We start from the raw sequence: 19,411 nt of genomic DNA on the forward strand, positions 1-19,411 counted from the left end.
CAGTATAAATGGATGTTTCGACCTAAATTTGCTATTTCAATTTTGTGTATTGCGATAGCAAATGTTTCTACATCTTATGCAGACGGTTTTTATACGATTATTGGTCCTGATGGTCGTCCTATGATTGTGCCGAGTAAAAGAGTTGATCAGAAAAAACAGTCTATCCCTCAAATAGAAATAAAACCTCAAAATCCACAAGATAAAACGGTAATTCTTCCTGCTCAAAAAAATTATAAAGAAAAAGAGCAAATTAAAGATTTGCCAAAAAAATTAGAACAACAAGCAGAAAAGAAATTAAATACTGCACCAACTGCACCAACTGCACCAACTGCACCAACTGCACCAACTGCACCAACTGCACCAACTGCACCAACTGCACCAACTGCACCAACTGCACATCAAAAAGCCCAGAATACTCAGTCTGCTTCAACAAATGATCGTGAATTAAAAACACCTATTGAAAATATAAAACTTCAAACGCCCTCTAACAATGAATGGCAAAAAGATTTGCTTTTAATTCCACCACCGACAAAAAGCACTTCGCAAGCTTCCCCAGCACCAACTTCTACACAAGATAAGTCTAAATTTACTACCATTGATGGTGTGGAATATGTAAATAATGAATATCTTGAAGATCAGGAGTTTAATCTTGAAGGGAAAAAACGTTTTTATCTCGTGCCAGATGGCTTAGGAAGAACAGAATCAGTAGAGCGGAAGAAAGGTGTCAGCCGATCAACTTTAGATCAACTTTTTAATCGCCATACTCAAGATAAAGAGTCTACAGTTGTATTAGCGCCCACATATATGCGGTTATCTTCGAAAGAATTAGTGGCCGCTTTTGAACAAGATCAATGTTTTATCAAGGGTTATAACAAATCAATTAAGACACTTAGTATAAATAAAGAAGTAAATGTATGGCCAAGAAAACCTTTGAAAGAAAAATTTGAGTATGAGTTGATTAAGCTTGATCCCTCAGTCCAACATTTAAAACTTATGTCGTTCGCTGCTAGTAATGAGAAACCTCTATATTATTGGCCTTTAGCTGTTTTTTTAGATGATAAGGGCTGTATTTTAGAAGGGGTAAGTGGATTTAAGAGTAAATCTTATCCTTCTACTATGTTACAACATGCATCAATTCAAGGTGTTTTAAAAGTACCAGCATCAGCATACTACATGATGTTAACGCCCTTATCCTCTGCCGTAGATGTTGCAGAAACTGAGTTATCGAATCAGGGACAAATTCAAATTTCCGTATTACGTTAAAAATAAGTAGGGTATCTAATGAATAAAAAAGTTTTATTGCCTTTTGCACTAAGCACATTAGCGATTATGCTAAATGGATGTGGTGGCGGTAGTTCCACAATAAATGAGAATCCTACAAACGGATCAGGAGGGGCTACAGCTAATGGAAGTTGTTCTATAACAAGCAGTGATTGTCTACAATTTTCTTTAGATTACCCAATTGCTGGTATTAATTTTACATGTAGTAGTGCAGCGAATCTAAGCTTTGTTACCAAAGCTTCAGGTAATAGTGTTATTGGATCTTGTAAAGCTGGAGATACAGCTAGTTTTTATTTGCAAGATTCTAAAGCTATAAGAAAAATTGAATTAGGTTCTGTTAAGTTAGACACTGTTTCAAAAATTCAGATGACTGTTCCGCCGCGTTTGAAAGTCATGGATATGGCGATTGGATTAACTGGACAGATCCCAACATCACTTAGCCAAAATGATCCTACAGTCCGAGTTGCAATGGCATTGGTAAAACTCTTTCAAAGCATTGGTTTAGAGCGTACTGATAATATTGCTGGTGATTTACAGCCAACACAATTTACCGATGATAAGAAGAATACTTTAAATATTTTAGTTCAAAATATTACAGCTACAGAATGGAAAAATGGGGCTTATGCCAATATTTTAAAACCTTGGCTAGATTTAAGTCAGGTGTCAGATGAGCAAGCTTTTGAACTGGTAACACAATTAGCAAACTTAAGTTTAGTGGGACTATATCAGTCAGATTATATTACTTTGGCTCCACCTAATTTGATTTCTGAAAACTTTTACGGATGTAATTTGACTAATTTGGCGGATTGCTCGAAAAATGGGGCAAATACCCAACATGTGTTTGGTAATTTATTCTTATTATCTGATCGTCAAGGATATACATTTGGTTATGGTTTGCAATGGAAAGGAACAAGTACAATCACAAGCCAGGTAGCAATCAGTGCAGTATTAAATGTTTTGACGAAATCAAAACCAACCCAAATGATTGCAAATGCGCAGACTACTTGGCTTGATCCAATACAAACCGAAATTAAATCAATACAACCATTTCGTTTAAAAACTTCTAGTAATACAAATGAAGATTTAGTGATTTATCAAGGTAAATTGTTAAATGATTCACTTATTGCAGGGCGTGATAGTTCATATTTAGCTTTGACGGATACTAAAACTCCTAATCCTCAGCAGTATGCTTTATGGAAACAAAGTGTTGATAACCAAAATTATAATGGTTCTATGGATATTTATAAGGTAAGTCCTGCGAGCTATTTGTCTAATCAGATTTTTAAAACTGCTAAGAACGTCAAATCTGGCCAAACTTATATTTTCCCATTATATGCAACTCTAAACTTTAAATTTGATACAGCAGGAATTGCACCTATTGATTTGGGTATTGTCATTGATGAGAATGGGAATATTAGAACAGATATTAAACCTGAAGCTACTACGACAGATATGTCTGGTCAGTGTGGAGTGGTTTCAAATACGAGTTTAATTGATAACAATGGGGTTCAGCAGTACAGAATTGGTACAACTGGAGGAACAGAATCAGCAACCAATGATAAGTCAATTACTGTGAGAATGATTTTTGCGGTGCCTGAATTAGGGAATTTAAATGGTATTGTAGCTGGCTTAAATTCAAATGTAGTTCAAAGTACATCTCAAACTGGTAGTCAAACATTACTTGTAAGTGGTGCAAAAATTAACGTTGCTAACCTATTGCAAGGGCAGACCAGTGGTGCAAACCTTACTACTTATGATAACAAAACAGTTTCATGGTTAAATCCATATGCTTTCTATCAACAAGTATATAATAATATTAAAGATATTTCACCTGCTCCGACTGAAGCTGAAAAAGCTTTAGGTCAGCGTATGGCAGGAACTGTGACACTTAGAACGGCTGATTGTTATCAGATTAAAACTAAGTCTTAACATATTAAACAAATAAAAAAGACCGCTTAGCGGTCTTTTTATTATCTAATTGATTAACCCGTATGATCTAAACGCGTACCCAAAGTTTCAAGATGCGTTGGGAAAACTTGTTTTTTACGGTCTTCAAAATAGTGTCTTAATGTATGTTCTACACTAGGGAAAGCAAGTTCACCCCATGGAATTTCGTGTTCTTCAAACAAGCGACTCTCGATACTTTCTTCACCTGCACCAAAAATGCCATCTTTCAGCTGCGCTTTGAAAAGTACATAAATTTGGCCAATACGAGGAATATTGTACATACAATAAAGTTGTTCTATTTCTATCTCAGCTTCTGCTTCTTCACGAGTTTCACGTGCTGCACCTTGCTCCATGGTTTCGAACAATTCCATATAGCCAGCAGGCAAAGTCCATAAACCATAACGAGGTTCAATCGCACGACGACAGAGTAATACTTTGTCTTCCCATAACGCTAAGGCACCGCAGATTACTTTGGGGTTTTCATAGTGAATATTTCCACAATGAGTACAAACACGGCGTACTTTATGATCACCTAAAGGAATTTTTTGTTCGGTTTTATGCCCACACGCTACACAGAAACTCATAATTATCATCGAGTATAGAGATGCCTCAGCATAACTGAATTTTTAGACTTACGCATCAACTCTATTCCCTAAGTTTGATTTTCAGATATGATGCAAAGAGAGATAGAATAATAGGTGAATGGTATGGAAGAGCACTTGCTAACACAAAAGTTACAGCAAAGATTGCGCTTTTCCACCCGCATACAAGAAGCACAAGCAGCAGTACTCATTGCCATTACTAATGAAAATGATCCAAAGGTACTGCTTACACGCCGTTCAATACATATGAACAACCATGCGGGGGAAGTTTCTTTTCCGGGTGGAAAGCGTGATCCTAGTGATACCAGTAATATTGTTGTAGCATTAAGAGAAGCTCAGGAAGAGACAGCTTTAAATCCGTTCGATGTGCAGTTGCTCGGTGATTTGCCGATGCAGCGTGCAAGAAGTGGTTTGTCTGTAAAACCGATCGTTGGACTTATTCCTCCAGAGGTGACTTTAATCCCTCAACCTACCGAAATTGACCGAATTTTCTTTGTCCCGTTGCAGCAACTTATTGAGACGCGTCCAACCCCCTATGAAGTTCGATATGCCCATCAGTCTTTATATTTTCCAAGCTTACAGATTGATAATGAAATTATTTGGGGGTTAACTGCTCGTATGTTAGTTGCTCTGTTTAAATATGGATTGGGTTATCAAAAAGATTGGCCATTTTTACTCAACTCGCCAACCTTTGGAATGCCAAAGTTTTCTCATAAGAATAAATGATCAGGATTGATAAATTATGATGTATAGCTATCAAGGACAGCACCCAAAAGCCTTACATGAGCCATGGGATGGTTGGGTTGCTCCAACAGCAACGCTCATTGGACAAGTAGAGTTAGGACGTCAAGTCAGCATTTGGTTTGGAGCTGTAGTACGTGCCGATAACTGTATAGTTCGAATTGGTGATTTCTCTAATATTCAAGAAAATTCTGTATTGCATACCGATGCTGGACTTGAGCTAAATATTGGTGAATATGTCACAGTCGGACATAAAGTCATGCTACATGGTTGTACGATTGGTGATAATAGTTTGATTGGTATGAATGCCGTAATTTTAAATCGGGCTGTGATTGGTAAAAACTGTATTATTGGTGCGAATGCCTTAATTCCTGAAGGGAAGGTGATTCCAGATAATTCAGTGGTGATGGGTTCACCTGGCAAAATTGTCAAAACTTTAGATGAAGATGGCGCTGCAAAAATACGTTTGAGTGCATTGCATTATGCTGAGCACTTTAAGAACTATGCAGATTTAAAAAAATTCCACTTTTAAAATTTTTAATAAGTTATTTTCTATGCCAAGCACAAGCTTGGCATTTTTATTTAGAAAGAGAACAACTCGCCTATCAGAGCCGAGTGGGGTATCATAACCCTCGTTTTTAATCTGATTTAATACTAAGGTTGTGCATGAAATTGCTGGCGTTGGAAACTGCAAATGAGCAGTGTTCTATTTCATTAGTCGATGAAACCCAAGAACTGTTTTTTCAACTCGATACGCGGGCGAAAGCACAAACCCAGACCATTTTGCCCATGATTGAGCAGGGGCTACAACAAACAGGTCTAGAGGTTGCTGGTCTAGATGCGATTGCCTTTAGCCGTGGGCCGGGTTCTTTTAGTGGTGTTCGCATTAATGCAGCTGTGACTCAGGCGTTGGCATGGTCACAAGATTTACCCGTTATTCCTGTTTCGAGTTTACAAGCTTTAGCTCAAGCGGCATACCGACTTGAAGGTTTGAAACAAGTGACGGCGGTTCTCGATGCTCGTATGAACGAAGTTTACATTGCAAGTTATGTTCTAGATGAGCATGGAATTATGCAGTGTATTGATGAAGAAAAATTAATGGGCTACGAGCCAGCAGCTGCTTACGCAAAACATTGCTTAATTGGTTCGGGCGCAAAGTTACTTCAAGCTGATGCAGATCATCAAACAATCACTGCAACTGCACAAGACATTGCTTCTATTGCACGTGTTTATGCAGAAGAAAAGCAGTGGGTTGATGCTGAACATGCTTTGCCAGTTTATTTACGTGATGATGCATGGAAAAAAATAGCAGATCAGGGTAAAGCAAAATAAAGGCGAATCATGCACATATATTTTGAAGTAGATTTTCAACAACAAGCACAGCACTACCAAGCTGTGCTTTGTTCTAGAGGTGTGACTGTAGATTTGCAGTTAGTTGAAAAACTGAATGCACGTTTTCTGCGTTTAAATCCTGAGTTGGCACTTTGTGTGGATGAAAACGGGTTATGGTTATCTGCAAATGGCATGAAAATGCAGCCCGATTGGAAAGCCGAAATTTCCCGTTTAAAACGTGCAAGTCTTAAATCAGAAATGATTGCTCGGGCTTGTCAGTTAGGTGAAAAACCAATACTGGTTGATGCTACAGCAGGCTTGGGTCACGATGGCTTACTCATGGCTTATTTAGGCGCACAAATACAATTGGTTGAGCGCCATCCAATTTTATTTACCTTACTTGAAGATGCAAAAGCACAGGCTGAACAAGACAGTTTTTTAAGCCAGTTTATGGATCGGATTCAACTGATCTTTGCTGATTCTGCAAGCTATTTACAACAGTTACAGCAAACAGCTCAACTGGTTGATGTGGTTTATCTAGATCCGATGTTTCCACAGCGTGACCAGAATCACCAAGCAATCAAAAAACAAGCTCAAGTAAAAAAACAGATGCAGCTTTTACATCTTCTTTTACCCGAAGATGGTGAGATGGATTTGGGGGATAATTTGCTGGTTTTGGCACAGAAAGTTGCTAAACGTGTAGTCGTTAAACGACCGCGCCATGCTATTTTCTTGGCGAATCAAGAGCCAGCTCATCAATGGCAAGGAGATGCTTGTCGTTTTGATGCGTATTTTCAGTAGGCTTATGTAAGGTTAGGTTTTATTGCTTGAATAATGCACAAATATATGTGATATAGTTCAAAAGCATGATTGCTAAAATTCTTAGCAGGCATACACTTAAGATGCCTGACAAAAACGAAATTTTTGAAAACCTTTTATGATTGATCTTAAACCCTCCATTAACTTTTGGCATGATTTTAAAAGCAACCAAATTGCCGGAATGTGGCTGTTTTTGGGATCAAGACGTTCTCTACAAATTGTACATCCATCTATTCTTCAGCTTATTGTTTGGGGAATTTTAGGGGGATGTACTAACTCTCTGTATAGTTGGCTTGTCGCTGGTCAAATCGGTGATTTCAATTCTCAAGGTTTAATTGGTTATGCACTTTGGCCATTCATTGCCTTAATTGTCGGTATTTTCTTATCCCAGCGCACCAACCAACCTCGTTTAATGCTAGTACCTGCTTTACTGTGGTTGGTTCTAGATACAAATATCTTATTAATTCAATGCTTAATTCAGTATTTGGGTTCTAACGGTTATCTTAACTTTATTCCCGACGCTATTTATAACGGAATTTTACCGAGCTTATTTGTGGCTTTGTTTGTGTGGCAAAGTTTAGCGGTGATTTGGGTTTTCTCACGCGAACTTAAGTGGCCTTGGTGGGAACGTGCACTTGTCATGGTTGCGACTATTGCGACAATGGTAGTGTGGCAACTTTCTGTAAAAGATCAACCGATTTGGAAGGTAGAAGATTCGGCTCCAACATTTGCTGAAGATGCTTTTTACGCACAAAGTAAGTTGCTGAGCGATTCTTTAGAGCAAGTCCAATATGGCGAGCAGGCAAAAAGTCATTGGTATTTTTTAGGTGTTGCTGGCGATAGCTACCAAGATGTTTTTAAATCGGAAGTGGTCCGTATTAAAGAACAGTTTGACACACGTTTTGGAACGATTGGTCGTTCGATGATGTTGGTAAATAATCCAGATACCCGCACAGAAATTCCAATTGCTTCTAAAACCAGTATCGAGTTAGCCCTACGCCGTATGGGTCAGCAAATGAACCGTGATAGCGATGTCCTATTTCTATATATGACTTCACACGGTGAACAGAATCACTTCGAAATTGAAAATGCACCATTAGATTTAGGGCAAGTAGACCCGAAATGGTTGCGTGAAACACTTGATAAATCCGGTATTCGCTGGCGTGTGATTGTTATCTCAGCCTGTTATTCAGGAAGCTTTATTCCTGCTTTACAGTCTCCTGATACTTTAATTATTACTGCATCTGCCGCTGATAAAACTTCTTTTGGATGTAATAACGAAGCTGACTATACCTATTTCGGTCGAGCTTTCTTTGATTTGGCTATGCGAGAGCAATCGTCGATGAAAGACTCGTTTAACACAGCTAAGCAAACAGTAACCAAATGGGAAGTGGCTCAAGGTGTTGAACCTTCAGAGCCTCAGTGGATGATTGGTAAAAATATGGAACTTATGCTACCTCAATTGGAAAAGTATCTATTTCCTCAGCAAAATACAGGTAGTGTAGATATTGCTCAAACAAAAACAGAGGCTAAAAACGATGCAACTCCTGCAAAAAAACCGCTGCTTTGAGGGCGAGCAGCGTATATACCAATTTGAATCTTCTTATTTAAAAGGACCAGCGAAGTTTGGTGTTTATTTACCACCAGCAGCTTTAGAAGGTAAAGCTTGCTCAACTTTGTTTTACTTAGCTGGGTTAACGTGTACTGAAGAAACCTTTGCCATTAAAGCACATGCGCAACATATGGCAGCACAACTCAGCTTAATATTGATTACCCCAGACACTTCTCCTCGTGGAGAACAAGTTGCAGCAGGGGATCATTGGGATATTGGGCAAGGTGCAGGCTTTTATATTAATGCTACACAAGCACCGTGGTCTGAGCATTATCAAATGGAAAGCTATTTAATTGATGAGTTATATCCACTCATTTTAAAAAGCTTTCCTGTAAACGCTCAACAAGTTGGTATCTTTGGACACTCAATGGGTGGCCACGGTGCATTAACTTTAGCGTTTAAATATCCTGAAAAGTTTAAGTCGGTATCTGCTTTCGCACCGATCTGTGCGCCAACTGAGTGTGCATGGGGAGACAAAGCCTTTAGTCATTATTTAGGTGCAGATCGCGATAGCTGGTTGGCTCATGATGCCACAGCTTTAGTCTCAAAAAATGGTGCAGTATTTGACGAAATTTTGGTTGATCAGGGATTAGATGACCAATTTTATGAACAACTTCACCCTGAAAAGTTTAAGCAAGCGTGTTTAAAAGCAGGACAGCCTTTAACTTTAAGACAACATGCTGGCTATGATCATGGTTATTACTTTATTCAAACCTTTATGGATGAGCATTTACAGTTCCATGCAATCCAATTAGAAAAGGTCGCTGGCTAATTAGTGTTGCCATTCAACCTGAAATTCTTGTTGAGCCATACGGTTTAGATGATCAAGCACCACTTTTTCTAAGTGATCGTGGTCATCTAACTGGCTATCAATTGCAACGTTTAACTGTTCTGTTTCTGGTGCAAGTGTAATCGTTGCTGTAGGCATTAAGATTTTAAAATCTTGTTCAGTTTCTTGTACTTCAAACTTGTGCTTCCAATGATTAACTAGACGTTTTGCAATGCGTTTTCCATCGTTTGTTAATAGATGAGTTGTGCTTTTCATTATCAATCCTCACATTGGTTTAATGTACCTTAACAAATTCGTTTCGCCGTTAGCATTCTATTGTTGCAACGTTACGTTGCAAGTTTGAAATGTTGTCATTTAAGCAAGGAAGGGCAGGCCAAGTAGGTTCTTTTTTGTTATAATTTTCAGTCTCTCCTTAAATTTTTAGCCAGGTCATCCACCTATGTCCAAGCCTTACTTGATTGCTCCTTCTATTTTATCTGCTGACTTTGCTCGTTTAGGTGAAGATGTAGACAAAGTTTTAGCCGCGGGTGCAGATGTGGTGCATTTTGATGTGATGGATAATCACTACGTTCCAAATTTAACTTTTGGTGCTGGTGTATGTAAGGCTTTAAAAAATTATGGGATTACAGCTCCTGTTGATGTGCATCTAATGGTATCTCCAGTTGATCGAATTATTGGAGACTTTTTGGAAGCTGGTGCAGATATTATTACGTTCCACCCAGAAGCATCGCACCACATCGATCGTTCATTACAGTTGATTAAGTCAGGTGGTGCTAAAGCAGGTTTAGTTTTTAACCCAGCAACACCTTTACACTATCTTGATTATGTACTTGATAAAGTTGATCAAATTTTAATAATGAGTGTAAACCCAGGTTTTGGTGGACAAAAGTTTATTCCAATGACATTAGAAAAGTTGCGTGAAGCTCGTAAAATTATCGATGCAAGTGGCCGTGATATTCGTTTAGAAGTTGATGGTGGTGTTGGCCCTGCAAATATTCGTGAAATTGCTGAAGCGGGTGCAGATATGTTTGTTGCTGGTTCAGCTATTTTTAGTCAACCAGATTATAAAGTTGTGATTGATCAAATGCGTACAGAGCTTGCGAAAGTGGGCAGTGTAGACGCTTAAAAAGTATATTGAACTGAGAATAAGCTTGTGGATAACTTTGTTTATAACTATATGGATAACTGTGTTGATAACCGTATGGATAAGATGTTGGTAAAATAAACAAAATTAGATCAACCGTTTATTCTCTAAGCGAAATGTATGAAAAAAGAACGTTTTGGCGTTCTTTTTTTATGCGTGTTGAATATTTTATTATCTGATTTTTTATTAAGCTTTGCTAAAAAATAACCTGTGCAAAAAACGATACGGCTCTGTGTGAAAATTTTTTAGAGATAGATAAGTATAAAACTGTAAAAGTGTCATGAAAAATAAAGCTAAATTTGCTTTAATAAGATTTTAGTAAGAGATCTAGATAATTAATGACGATAAAAATTTTAGCGGTAGATATGGATGGGACTTTTCTTAATTCTAAGAAGCAGTACAACAAAGCACGTTTTTTAAAACAGTACGAACAACTTAAACAAAATAATATTCATTTCGTGGTTGCCAGTGGTAACCAACTCGCAAAGCTGATTACCTATTTTCCAGAAATTAGTCATGAAATTGCTTTTATTGCAGAAAATGGCGCGCATGTTGTAGATGCAGGGCAAGAAATAGCTTTTGCTCATTTAAGTCAGCAACAATACATTGAGATTCTAAAAGCAATCGACCCTTCATATACCTCGACTATGGTGATCTGTGGAAAACAGAGTGCTTATGTGCATAGCAGCATGAACGCGGAGGACTATGCCAAAGTCGCTCGATACTTTGAAAAGCTAACAGTTATTGATGATTTTTATGCACTAGATGACTTGGTATGTAAAATTACTTTTACTGCTCAGGAAAACGAAAGCTTTGCGATTTTTGAACATTTTCAGAAAAAAAGTTTTGTTGCAGATAAAGTATTAGTTCCTGTTTCAAGTGGTTTTGGTTTTATCGATTTGATTCTTCCAGACCAGCATAAAGCACATGGTTTGAAGCTATTGCTACAAAAATGGCAGGTTGAATCTGATCAAGTGGTTGCGATTGGTGATAACAATAATGATATCCAGATGATCAAAGCTGTCGGTTATGGATTTGCGGTTGAAAATGCAGTTGAAGCTTTGAAAGCAGTAGCCCCTTATACAACTGTAAGTAATGAACAAGAAGGTGCACTAGATGTGATTGATTTAGTCCTTCAGCATCAACCACCATTTGCTTAATTACTTTAAAACAAACAGTTAAGATTGAAAATTGTATCTGTTTGAAAACTTGGTTATGCTAATGGGGTTAAGATTACTCATCGGCTCTAGGCGATAAACCACAATGGCTCTACGACACTTACGCAAGTATGCTTGGTTTGTGTTCCTAATGACTTTGGTCATTGGGTGGAGTGGTATGTCTGTTGCTCAGATGCCTATGCAGCATGATCTTCACACTATGCCGTGTCATAGTGAAAAAACTTCGCATAAGAATATGCATGTTCAAACAGATGATCAGACTGTATGTCATCAAAATATGACACAGTCTCTTAACTCACATGGTGAGCATTGTCAGGACTGTAACCCAGTTCATTGTCAAATTGTGAATTTGGCATTACAGCAAGCTGTACCAGATATTGACTCGCAATTTATTCCAATCTCGTCTCAATTTAGCAGTATTTATCAGGCTCAGCATTTAGCCGGATACTGGCAAGAAATTTTACGTCCTCCAAAAGCTTAATCCTTTCTTACTTATTTTTTTAGTTCAAAGGATTACAGCAATGTCTCATAAAACAATTAGCAGCCTCGTCGCTGTATTTGGTCTATTGGTTTCACCATGGACTCTCGCGGCAATTAAGGAATATCACCTTAATATTAATGAACAACAGGTCAATGTTACGGGTCAGCCGCTTAAACGAATTACCGTAAATGGCAAGTTTACAGCACCACTCCTTGAGTTTGAGGAAGGAGATGAGGCTGTTATTCATGTTCATAACCAATTAAAGAATCAAGATACATCTTTGCATTGGCATGGGTTGTTACTACCAGGGTTAATGGATGGCGTACCGGGTTTCAATGGTTTTAAAGGAATCGCACCAAACGGAGATTTTGTTTACCGCTTTAAGGTGAAACAAAACGGCACTTATTGGTATCACGCCCATAGCAAAGGCCAAGAGCAAGATGGTTTATATGGCCCGCTCGTGATTTATCCAAAAGGGAAAATACCAGTAGCTGCACATGAAAAAACTGATCGTGATTATGTGGTGATGCTTTCAGATTTTCATCATTCTTCTAGCGATAGCATTATGAAGAATTTGAAGAAATCTGCGGAGTATTATCAAAATCGCCGTGAAACCGTATCTGATGTTTTGAAGCAAGTTAAAACACAAGGCTTAAAAGCAACTTGGCAAGATCGTTCGATGTGGAATCAGATGCGGATGTTAAAAACCGATATGTCTGATGTGACGGGTTATACTTTCTTAGTTAATGGCAAGACACCACAGCAAAACTGGACAGGTAATTTTAAAGCTGGCGATAAGGTTCGATTACGATTTATTAACGCATCGGCAATGTCATTTTTTGATGTCAGAATTCCAAATTTGAAAATGACTGTTGTAAGTGCAGATGGGCAGCCAGTTAAACCAGTTGCAATTGACGAGTTTCGTATTGGTACAGCCGAAACCTACGATGTGATCGTAGAACCTAAACAGCCAAATTATCAGATTGAAGCAGAGTCTATTGACCGCAGTGGTTTCGCTATCGGTACTTTGCACAATGAAAATACGCAAGCTGTAGGGTCAATTCAAATGCCGCAGCCACGTCCTCGTTCTTTGCTAACCATGGATGATATGGGCATGAGTCATGGCAATGGGGTGAGTGATGAACATGCTGGCCATCAAATGAACATGCAACACGACATGTCGGCTATGCCTGAAATGAAAAAAGAAGAGAGCCAGACTAATCATGATCACACAATGATGAATATGAGCCATGACATGAAAAATATGTCATCTGAAAAACATGATCATTCTATGATGCAAATGAAGCATGACATGTCAGCGATGCCTGAAATGAAACATGATATGCAGGCAATGTCGTCTAGCAAACATGACCACGCTATGATGAATATGAAGCATGAGATGCCTGCGCAATCTGAGAATAAAACTAAAAAGGATGAACCCGTTTATGGCTGGGCAAATGCTTCAACACCAGCGGGTATGAAAGCGCTGCAATATAGCGATTTGCAATCTTTAACACCTCAGCCAGACACACGTGCGCCAGAACGAGAGCTTGTTATTCGTTTAGGCGGCAACATGGAGCGTTATATCTGGACCATTAATGGCAAGAAATTTAGCGAAGCTGAGCCATTGCAAGTTAAGTATGGCGAACGTATTCGCTTGAAGTTCGTGAATGACAGCATGATGGCTCATCCAATGCATTTACATGGCATGTTCATGCAATTGGAAAATGGTCAGCAAGCTGAAAACTTGCCAAATAAACATACCGTTATTGTTCCACCAGGAAAAACAGTTACTGCGTTATTAACAGCCGATGCTTTAGGAGAATGGGCGATTCATTGCCATCTGCTTTACCACATGAGTGCAGGGATGATGAATAAGTTGATTGTGGCTCAAGTGAATGATGGAGCAGTAGATGCTTCTCAAGCACCTGTTCAATCTGAAAATGAAAAAGGAGCTAGTCATGCGCATCACTAAGTTATTTTCTCAAATGATATGTTGCGGTGTTTTCTCTGGTGTATCGGTTCTTGCTTTGGCACAAGAACCCTTAACGCATGATCATTTACGCGAACATGGTGGACAGATCTATCAAGCAACAAAAATTGATACTGGCTGGAGTCAGAATGAAGAAGGAAAAGGCAGTTTTTCTTCTGAATTAGAAAGTTGGGTGGGAACTGATGAAAATAAATTGTTCATTAAAGCCCATGTTGAAAAAGCTGAGTCGGAAGATGCTAATTACGGTGGTTCAGTACTTTACAGTCGAAATGTAGCTGATTATTGGGATGTACAGGCTGGGGTAAACTACGAGCGTTTACAACGGGAAGATGAAAAGCAAGATCGCTGGGCAGGTGTAGTCGGTTTGCATGGCATGGCACCTTACTTTTTTGAAACCGATGCATATCTTTATGTAGGTGAAGATCAGCTATGGAAGCTAAGTTTAGAAACGGAAAGAGACTTACTCTTTACCCAAAAGCTAATTGGTAAACCTTATTTAAAAGCAGATGTTGTTTTGCAAGATGAATCTCACTATGCAAGTAAAACAGGTTTATCAAGTTTACAAGCTGGTTTTCAAACCCGTTATGAAATCAACAAAAAGGTGATGCCATTTCTTGATGTGGGTTACGGCTATGAAAAAGGTTTAAAACAAACTGCTTGGCAAACTGGAACCGACTCTGAACATGGTTGGTATTATGGAGCAGGGTTAACACTTAAGTTCTAATTGCCGAACAAAAATTAAGCTTAATGACATGCCATTGGTTTATACTGATGGCATTGTTTTTTGTGTCAGTTATGGTGCACAGATGGCTTTAGAAAAACAAGAGAATCAAATACATTTAAATAAAACTAGCTCTAGCTGCGGGTGCTCAAGCATGCCGTCTCAGGAGTATTCTACATCTAGTGAAGCTGTGCCTAGAAAGAGCCAATGGGTGAGTTATTATCATATTCCTCACATGGATTGTGCAGCTGAAGAGCAAATGGTGCGGATGGCTTTGGCCTCTTACGCTGACGATATTCAAGAGCTTCATTTTGACTTACCAGCACGGCATTTGGCGATTTATCACAGTGTTCAAGCTGAAAAGATTACTCAAAGTCTGCAACGTTTAGGACTAGGGGCGGAATTACAACAAACGCAGCCACATTATGAGCCTGTTGAAAAACCTAAAAAGGTTCGAGCTAATTCTTCAACCAATGCAGCACAAAAGCAAGTTTTACAATGGTTGTTACTCATTAATGGCGTCATGTTTGTCATTGAGTTTATGGCAGGTATTATTGCTTCATCGACAGGATTAATCGCCGATTCACTCGATATGTTTGCCGATGCTGCAATTTATGGCATTGCTTTATTTGTGGTGGGTAAAAATCTAAATGCACAATTAAAGGCCGCTCATCTTTCAGGATGGTTCCAGTTTGGCTTAGCCATAATTGTGTTAATTGATGTGTTGCGCCGTTTTATTTACGGCAGTGAACCCGTTTCAATTCTCATGATTTTAATTGGTGGATTGGCTCTTGCAGCCAATATTAGTTGCCTTTATTTAATGAGAGACCATAAAGAGAGTGGGGCACATATGAAGGCGAGTTATATCTTTTCTGCAAATGATGTCATCGTAAACTTAGGTGTCATTGTCGCTGGAATATTGGTTGCCATCACAGGTTCTCCTTATCCTGATTTAATGATTGGATTAATTATTGTCTTGTTTGTTTTAAATGGCGCACGAAAAATTTTACAGTTAAAAAATGAATAAGATTTTCTAAAACAGGCAAGCTTTAGATAGGGTTTGCCTTCATTTTTTATTTTAAAGTAAACTGAGTCTTCACATAAGGAGGAACGACCTCCCCCATATTGGGTAATCATGTCGGGACGACCTGACGCTATAAAAATTAGTGAATGTTATGGCTTGGGCTATTTTAATTTTAGCAGGTGTATTTGAAATCATTTGGGCATATTCTATGAAAATGTCTGAAGGTTTTACACGTTTAACCCCTAGTGTTATTACCGTAGTTTTTATGATTTTGAGCGTAATTCTACTTTCAATTTCAATGAAGACTTTACCCCTTGGCACTGCCTATACTGTTTGGACAGGAATTGGCGCAATCGGGTCATTTCTAGTCGGTATTTTCTTTCTTCATGAGCCTGTTGGCGCTATGCGAATGATTGCCGCTGTATTGATTGTGTCAGGTTTGGTTTTAATGAAAATTTCATCGCCTTCCTAAGAGAATAAAACTATGTTGCTGTCTTATAAGTATATCAATTCGCCTGTTGGGCAATTGAAGCTGGTTGCGAATGAAAATGCTTTGGTGGCAATACTCTGGGACAATGAAAATCCAAAACGTGTTCGACTGGCCGAGCTAGTCGAACAACTTGAGCATCCAGTATTACTAAAGACCGAACAACAATTAAAAGAATATTTTGAAGGTAAACGCCGTGAGTTTACATTGCCACTAGATTTCGAAGGAACCGTATTTCAAAAGCAGGTCTGGTCTGCTTTACTGACCATCCCTTATGGTGAAACAAGAAGTTATAAAGATATTGCTGTTCAAATTGGCAATGAAAAAGCGGTGAGAGCAGTTGGCGCGGCAAATGGCAAAAACCCGATTTCAATTATTGCACCTTGTCATCGTGTCATTGGTGCGGGCGGTGCTTTAGTGGGTTTTGCTGGTGGGCTTGATAAGAAAGATATTTTATTAAAACTAGAGCAACAATGAGCCGTTTTTGCGCTCGATTTTTTTAGACTTTTCTACTAAGCTGTCCACTATGATATTTCATGAAGAAAGTGCTTCATGGCATCGCTTTTTTTGAAATATTGATCTTATTCAACAAACTTTGGATGTTCTAAAAATGGCTGTCGGTGACGTAACAATGCCACAAATGCATGTGGTAAAAGGTGTAAAAATTGGCTCAACAGAAGCATATGTACGTTACCAAAACCGACGAGATTTAGTCATTTTTGAGTTTGCAGAAGGTTCAAATGTTGCTGGTGTATTTACTCAAAATGCATTTTGTGCAGCACCTGTTCATGTCTCTAAAGCTCATCTTGCCGAAGGTAATCCTCGTTATTTAGTGATTAATACAGGTAATGCCAATGCAGGAACTGGACCTATAGGTTTGAAAAATGCTCAGGATACTTGTGCAAAATTGGCGGAGATTGCTGGGGTAAACAGTTTTGAAGTTCTTCCGTTTTCTACGGGGGTGATTGGTGAGCAGCTTCCGATGGAACGTTTACTTGCTGGTCTTCAGCCTGCATTAAATAGTGTACAAGACGAGGCTTGGAATGATGCTGCATCTGGCATTATGACCACAGACACAGTACCTAAAGGTGCATCTGAACAATTTGAACTTGATGGCATTACTTATACCATGACAGGTATTAGTAAAGGCGCCGGAATGATCCGCCCGAACATGGCAACCATGTTGAGCTTTGTGGCTACAGATGCACCTATTAGCCGTGATTTAGTACAAAAGCTACTAAAAACGACAGTTGAGCATTCATTTAACCGTATTACGATTGATGGCGATACCTCAACCAATGACTCTTGTATTTTTGTTGCAACAGGTCAGGCGGGCGGCGCTGAAATTACATCGGACAGTGATGCACGCTACACTAAAGTGTTAGAAGTACTTGCTCGTGTAATGAATCGTTTAGCACAGTTAATTGTTCGTGACGGCGAAGGTGCGACGAAGTTTATTACTGTTGCTGTAGAAGGTGGCGGTAACATTCAGGAGTGTTGTGACATTGCTTATAGCATTGCGCATTCACCACTTGTTAAAACTGCGCTTTTTGCATCGGACCCGAACTGGGGACGTATTTTAGCTGCGATTGGCTATGCAGGAGTCAAAGACCTAGACGTGTCTAAAATTCAAGTGTGGTTAGATGACGTGCAAATCTGTAAAGACGGCGGCGCAGCTGAGGACTATACCGAAGAAGCGGGCGCGCGCGTTATGGCTCAAACCGAAATCACCATTCGTGTTGATTTAGGACGTGGTCAGGCCAAAGACACGGTATATACCTGTGACTTATCTTACGACTATGTCAAAATTAATGCTGATTACCGTTCTTAAATATCAGTTATAATCAAGCCTCGACAAAGAGGCTTTTTTATTAGCCCCAACTTTTGATATTAAATGATTCAATCCATAAATCATTTAAGCAGTAACGTTATATGCGAGCAGGTATGCCAGCATGAAGGATAGAGAAGACGTTTTATGAGTGATGCGACTTTAATTGCCAACGATGCAAAAAACATTGTACAAGCGCATTTAGACCGTTTAGGTGAGCCAAAAGACAATCGCTTAAGTGAAGAAGCAAAACAACAAAAGTTTGCACAGATCGAAGCAGAGCTCAAAAAACGTGATGCTGTCCTTGTTGCTCATTACTATTGCGACCCTGAAGTACAGGAGCTTGCCGAAAAAACAGGTGGATGCGTTTCTGATTCTTTAGAAATGGCCCGTTTTGGACGAGATCATGCTGCCTCAACACTGGTTGTTGCTGGGGTCAAATTTATGGGAGAAACAGCAAAAATTCTGTCCCCTGAAAAAACAATTTTAATGCCGACACTTGAAGCAACCTGTTCACTCGATTTGGGCTGTCCAGTTGACGAGTTCACAGCATTTTGTGATCAGCACCCTGACCACACCGTAGTTGTTTATGCCAACACATCGGCTGCTGTTAAAGCACGTGCAGATTGGGTGGTAACTTCAAGCTGTGCTGTAGAAATTGTTGAACACCTAGATAGCTTAGGCGAAAAAATTATTTGGGCACCAGATCAGCACTTAGGTCGCTATATTCAAAAGAAAACCGGTGCAGATATGTTGCTTTGGGATGGCGCATGTATTGTGCATGAAGAATTCCGTGCACGTGGCATTGCCAACATGAAAGCACTGTACCCAGATGCGGCTGTATTGGTACATCCAGAATCGCCTGAATCAGTTGTAGACATTGCAGATGCGGTAGGTAGTACCTCTCAACTGATTAAAGCTGCGCAGACTTTGCCAAATGAAAGACTCATTGTGGCAACTGACCGCGGTATTTTCTACAAAATGCAGCAAGCGGTACCGAATAAGATTTTAGTTGAGGCACCAACAGCAGGTGAGGGTGCAACTTGTCGTTCATGTGCTCACTGTCCGTGGATGGCAATGAATGAACTCGATGGAATTTTAGAAGTTTTACAAAAAGGTGATCAGGAAATACACGTTGATCCAGCGCTTGCTGAACGTGCCAAAATGCCTTTAGATCGAATGTTAGCCTTTAGCGCATCGTTAAAGCGTTAAAAAACCTCAAAATGCTTGTTAAATATACATTTGATAAGGATTTTTAACTTTTTTTGACAATAGGTGTTGACGTCTGAGGGCGTCGCGCCTAGAATGCACACCGTACCGCACGATGTGCGATACAGCAAAAGCTGAGATAGATCGGAGCATAGCACAGCCTGGTAGTGCACCTGGTTTGGGACCAGGGGGTCGTAGGTTCGAATCCTACTGCTCCGACCA

20 protein-coding genes and 1 tRNA gene are annotated in these 19,411 nt (G+C 39.3%); 19 read left to right on the forward strand and 2 right to left on the reverse strand.

Features of this window, described 5'->3' with window-relative positions; all coding sequences use genetic code 11:
• Positions 1 to 12 precede the first annotated feature (12 nt).
• Both filE and F886_RS05745 read left to right on the forward strand, forming a co-directional pair.
• Complete coding sequence (filE, locus tag F886_RS05740) at positions 13 to 1,263, forward strand: putative pilus assembly protein FilE (RefSeq protein WP_416202156.1); 1,251 nt, start codon at positions 13 to 15, stop codon at positions 1,261 to 1,263.
• Between the two features lie 18 nt (positions 1,264 to 1,281).
• Positions 1,282 to 3,210 (forward strand): putative pilus system protein FilF, encoded by a 1,929-nt coding sequence (locus F886_RS05745; protein WP_005302855.1) that lies wholly within the window; start codon positions 1,282 to 1,284, stop codon positions 3,208 to 3,210.
• A gap of 53 nt (positions 3,211 to 3,263) precedes the next feature.
• Here the strand turns inward: F886_RS05745 and F886_RS05750 are convergent, their stop codons facing one another.
• Positions 3,264 to 3,812 (reverse strand): NUDIX hydrolase, encoded by a 549-nt coding sequence (locus F886_RS05750; protein WP_002115876.1) that lies wholly within the window; start codon positions 3,810 to 3,812, stop codon positions 3,264 to 3,266.
• 114 nt (positions 3,813 to 3,926) lie between these two features.
• On the opposite strand from F886_RS05750, the gene F886_RS05755 reads away from it, so the two are divergent.
• The 6 genes from F886_RS05755 to fghA all read left to right on the forward strand — a co-directional run bounded on the left by F886_RS05755 (position 3,927) and on the right by fghA (position 9,106).
• Positions 3,927 to 4,556, forward strand: coding sequence for a CoA pyrophosphatase (locus tag F886_RS05755; protein ID WP_085942204.1), 630 nt, complete (start codon positions 3,927 to 3,929; stop codon positions 4,554 to 4,556).
• Positions 4,557 to 4,575: 19 nt separating this feature from the next.
• Complete coding sequence (locus F886_RS05760; RefSeq protein WP_081402207.1) at positions 4,576 to 5,103, forward strand: gamma carbonic anhydrase family protein; 528 nt, start codon at positions 4,576 to 4,578, stop codon at positions 5,101 to 5,103.
• A gap of 134 nt (positions 5,104 to 5,237) precedes the next feature.
• On the forward strand, positions 5,238 to 5,903 hold the full coding sequence (tsaB, locus tag F886_RS05765) for a tRNA (adenosine(37)-N6)-threonylcarbamoyltransferase complex dimerization subunit type 1 TsaB (RefSeq protein WP_005302860.1): 666 nt from the start codon (positions 5,238 to 5,240) through the stop codon (positions 5,901 to 5,903).
• A gap of 9 nt (positions 5,904 to 5,912) precedes the next feature.
• A complete protein-coding gene (locus tag F886_RS05770) occupies positions 5,913 to 6,704 on the forward strand; it encodes a class I SAM-dependent methyltransferase (RefSeq protein ID WP_005302862.1) in 792 nt (263 codons plus the stop codon).
• Positions 6,705 to 6,840: 136 nt separating this feature from the next.
• Entirely contained in the window at positions 6,841 to 8,292 is a 1,452-nt protein-coding gene (locus F886_RS05775) for a C13 family peptidase (RefSeq protein ID WP_005302864.1), read from the forward strand.
• On the forward strand, positions 8,261 to 9,106 hold the full coding sequence (gene fghA, locus F886_RS05780) for an S-formylglutathione hydrolase (protein ID WP_005302866.1): 846 nt from the start codon (positions 8,261 to 8,263) through the stop codon (positions 9,104 to 9,106). The genes F886_RS05775 and fghA overlap by 32 nt, the downstream gene beginning before the upstream one ends.
• Here fghA and F886_RS05785 read toward each other — a convergent pair whose 3' ends face one another.
• Positions 9,107 to 9,379, reverse strand: a complete 273-nt coding sequence (locus F886_RS05785) for a DUF2218 domain-containing protein (protein ID WP_000843452.1) — start codon at positions 9,377 to 9,379, stop codon at positions 9,107 to 9,109.
• 184 nt (positions 9,380 to 9,563) lie between these two features.
• Between F886_RS05785 and rpe the strand changes: the two genes are divergently transcribed.
• From rpe to F886_RS05840, 11 genes are all read left to right on the forward strand, one after another.
• Positions 9,564 to 10,250 carry a ribulose-phosphate 3-epimerase gene (rpe, locus tag F886_RS05790; protein ID WP_005302868.1) on the forward strand — a complete coding sequence of 229 codons (687 nt, stop codon included), beginning with the start codon at positions 9,564 to 9,566 and terminating at the stop codon, positions 10,248 to 10,250.
• 356 nt (positions 10,251 to 10,606) lie between these two features.
• On the forward strand, positions 10,607 to 11,428 hold the full coding sequence (locus F886_RS05795) for a Cof-type HAD-IIB family hydrolase (RefSeq protein WP_005302870.1): 822 nt from the start codon (positions 10,607 to 10,609) through the stop codon (positions 11,426 to 11,428).
• Positions 11,429 to 11,531: 103 nt separating this feature from the next.
• Entirely contained in the window at positions 11,532 to 11,927 is a 396-nt protein-coding gene (locus tag F886_RS05800; protein WP_005302871.1) for a hypothetical protein, read from the forward strand.
• Between the two features lie 40 nt (positions 11,928 to 11,967).
• Positions 11,968 to 13,902, forward strand: coding sequence for a copper resistance system multicopper oxidase (locus tag F886_RS05805; protein WP_005302873.1), 1,935 nt, complete (start codon positions 11,968 to 11,970; stop codon positions 13,900 to 13,902).
• Positions 13,889 to 14,644 (forward strand): copper resistance protein B, encoded by a 756-nt coding sequence (locus F886_RS05810; RefSeq protein WP_005302874.1) that lies wholly within the window; start codon positions 13,889 to 13,891, stop codon positions 14,642 to 14,644. The genes F886_RS05805 and F886_RS05810 overlap by 14 nt, the downstream gene beginning before the upstream one ends.
• 28 nt (positions 14,645 to 14,672) lie before the next feature.
• Positions 14,673 to 15,668, forward strand: coding sequence for a cation efflux transmembrane domain-containing protein (locus F886_RS05815; RefSeq protein WP_005302876.1), 996 nt, complete (start codon positions 14,673 to 14,675; stop codon positions 15,666 to 15,668).
• Positions 15,669 to 15,816: 148 nt separating this feature from the next.
• On the forward strand, positions 15,817 to 16,137 hold the full coding sequence (locus tag F886_RS05820; protein WP_004794435.1) for a DMT family transporter: 321 nt from the start codon (positions 15,817 to 15,819) through the stop codon (positions 16,135 to 16,137).
• Between the two features lie 12 nt (positions 16,138 to 16,149).
• Positions 16,150 to 16,629 carry a methylated-DNA--[protein]-cysteine S-methyltransferase gene (locus F886_RS05825; RefSeq protein ID WP_005302878.1) on the forward strand — a complete coding sequence of 160 codons (480 nt, stop codon included), beginning with the start codon at positions 16,150 to 16,152 and terminating at the stop codon, positions 16,627 to 16,629.
• 133 nt (positions 16,630 to 16,762) lie between these two features.
• Entirely contained in the window at positions 16,763 to 17,983 is a 1,221-nt protein-coding gene (argJ, locus tag F886_RS05830; RefSeq protein ID WP_005302884.1) for a bifunctional glutamate N-acetyltransferase/amino-acid acetyltransferase ArgJ, read from the forward strand.
• A 144-nt stretch (positions 17,984 to 18,127) separates the two neighbouring features.
• Positions 18,128 to 19,192: a quinolinate synthase NadA gene (nadA, locus tag F886_RS05835; protein ID WP_004794428.1), complete on the forward strand. Its 1,065-nt coding sequence runs from the start codon at positions 18,128 to 18,130 to the stop codon at positions 19,190 to 19,192.
• A gap of 142 nt (positions 19,193 to 19,334) precedes the next feature.
• Positions 19,335 to 19,411: transfer RNA gene (locus tag F886_RS05840), tRNA-Pro, on the forward strand.

Source organism: Acinetobacter sp. NIPH 542, from assembly GCF_000369825.1.
Lineage (GTDB): Bacteria > Pseudomonadota > Gammaproteobacteria > Pseudomonadales > Moraxellaceae > Acinetobacter > Acinetobacter oleivorans.

What these genes read in the sequence shown, in the direction of transcription:
- F886_RS05815 (WP_005302876.1), top strand. Translation starts at nt 14,673, where the DNA reads ATGCCATTGGTTTATACTGATGGCATTGTTTTTTGTGTCAGTTATGGT.
- F886_RS05750 (WP_002115876.1), bottom strand. Translation starts at nt 3,812, where the DNA reads ATGAGTTTCTGTGTAGCGTGTGGGCATAAAACCGAACAAAAAATTCCT.
- F886_RS05810 (WP_005302874.1), top strand. Translation starts at nt 13,889, where the DNA reads ATGCGCATCACTAAGTTATTTTCTCAAATGATATGTTGCGGTGTTTTC.
- rpe (WP_005302868.1), top strand. Translation starts at nt 9,564, where the DNA reads ATGTCCAAGCCTTACTTGATTGCTCCTTCTATTTTATCTGCTGACTTT.
- F886_RS05745 (WP_005302855.1), top strand. Translation starts at nt 1,282, where the DNA reads ATGAATAAAAAAGTTTTATTGCCTTTTGCACTAAGCACATTAGCGATT.
- tsaB (WP_005302860.1), top strand. Translation starts at nt 5,238, where the DNA reads ATGAAATTGCTGGCGTTGGAAACTGCAAATGAGCAGTGTTCTATTTCA.
- argJ (WP_005302884.1), top strand. Translation starts at nt 16,763, where the DNA reads ATGGCTGTCGGTGACGTAACAATGCCACAAATGCATGTGGTAAAAGGT.
- nadA (WP_004794428.1), top strand. Translation starts at nt 18,128, where the DNA reads ATGAGTGATGCGACTTTAATTGCCAACGATGCAAAAAACATTGTACAA.
- F886_RS05785 (WP_000843452.1), bottom strand. Translation starts at nt 9,379, where the DNA reads ATGAAAAGCACAACTCATCTATTAACAAACGATGGAAAACGCATTGCA.
- F886_RS05770 (WP_005302862.1), top strand. Translation starts at nt 5,913, where the DNA reads ATGCACATATATTTTGAAGTAGATTTTCAACAACAAGCACAGCACTAC.
- F886_RS05820 (WP_004794435.1), top strand. Translation starts at nt 15,817, where the DNA reads ATGGCTTGGGCTATTTTAATTTTAGCAGGTGTATTTGAAATCATTTGG.
- F886_RS05800 (WP_005302871.1), top strand. Translation starts at nt 11,532, where the DNA reads ATGGCTCTACGACACTTACGCAAGTATGCTTGGTTTGTGTTCCTAATG.
- F886_RS05760 (WP_081402207.1), top strand. Translation starts at nt 4,576, where the DNA reads ATGTATAGCTATCAAGGACAGCACCCAAAAGCCTTACATGAGCCATGG.
- F886_RS05795 (WP_005302870.1), top strand. Translation starts at nt 10,607, where the DNA reads ATGACGATAAAAATTTTAGCGGTAGATATGGATGGGACTTTTCTTAAT.
- F886_RS05805 (WP_005302873.1), top strand. Translation starts at nt 11,968, where the DNA reads ATGTCTCATAAAACAATTAGCAGCCTCGTCGCTGTATTTGGTCTATTG.
- filE (WP_416202156.1), top strand. Translation starts at nt 13, where the DNA reads ATGTTTCGACCTAAATTTGCTATTTCAATTTTGTGTATTGCGATAGCA.
- F886_RS05825 (WP_005302878.1), top strand. Translation starts at nt 16,150, where the DNA reads ATGTTGCTGTCTTATAAGTATATCAATTCGCCTGTTGGGCAATTGAAG.
- F886_RS05775 (WP_005302864.1), top strand. Translation starts at nt 6,841, where the DNA reads ATGATTGATCTTAAACCCTCCATTAACTTTTGGCATGATTTTAAAAGC.
- fghA (WP_005302866.1), top strand. Translation starts at nt 8,261, where the DNA reads ATGCAACTCCTGCAAAAAAACCGCTGCTTTGAGGGCGAGCAGCGTATA.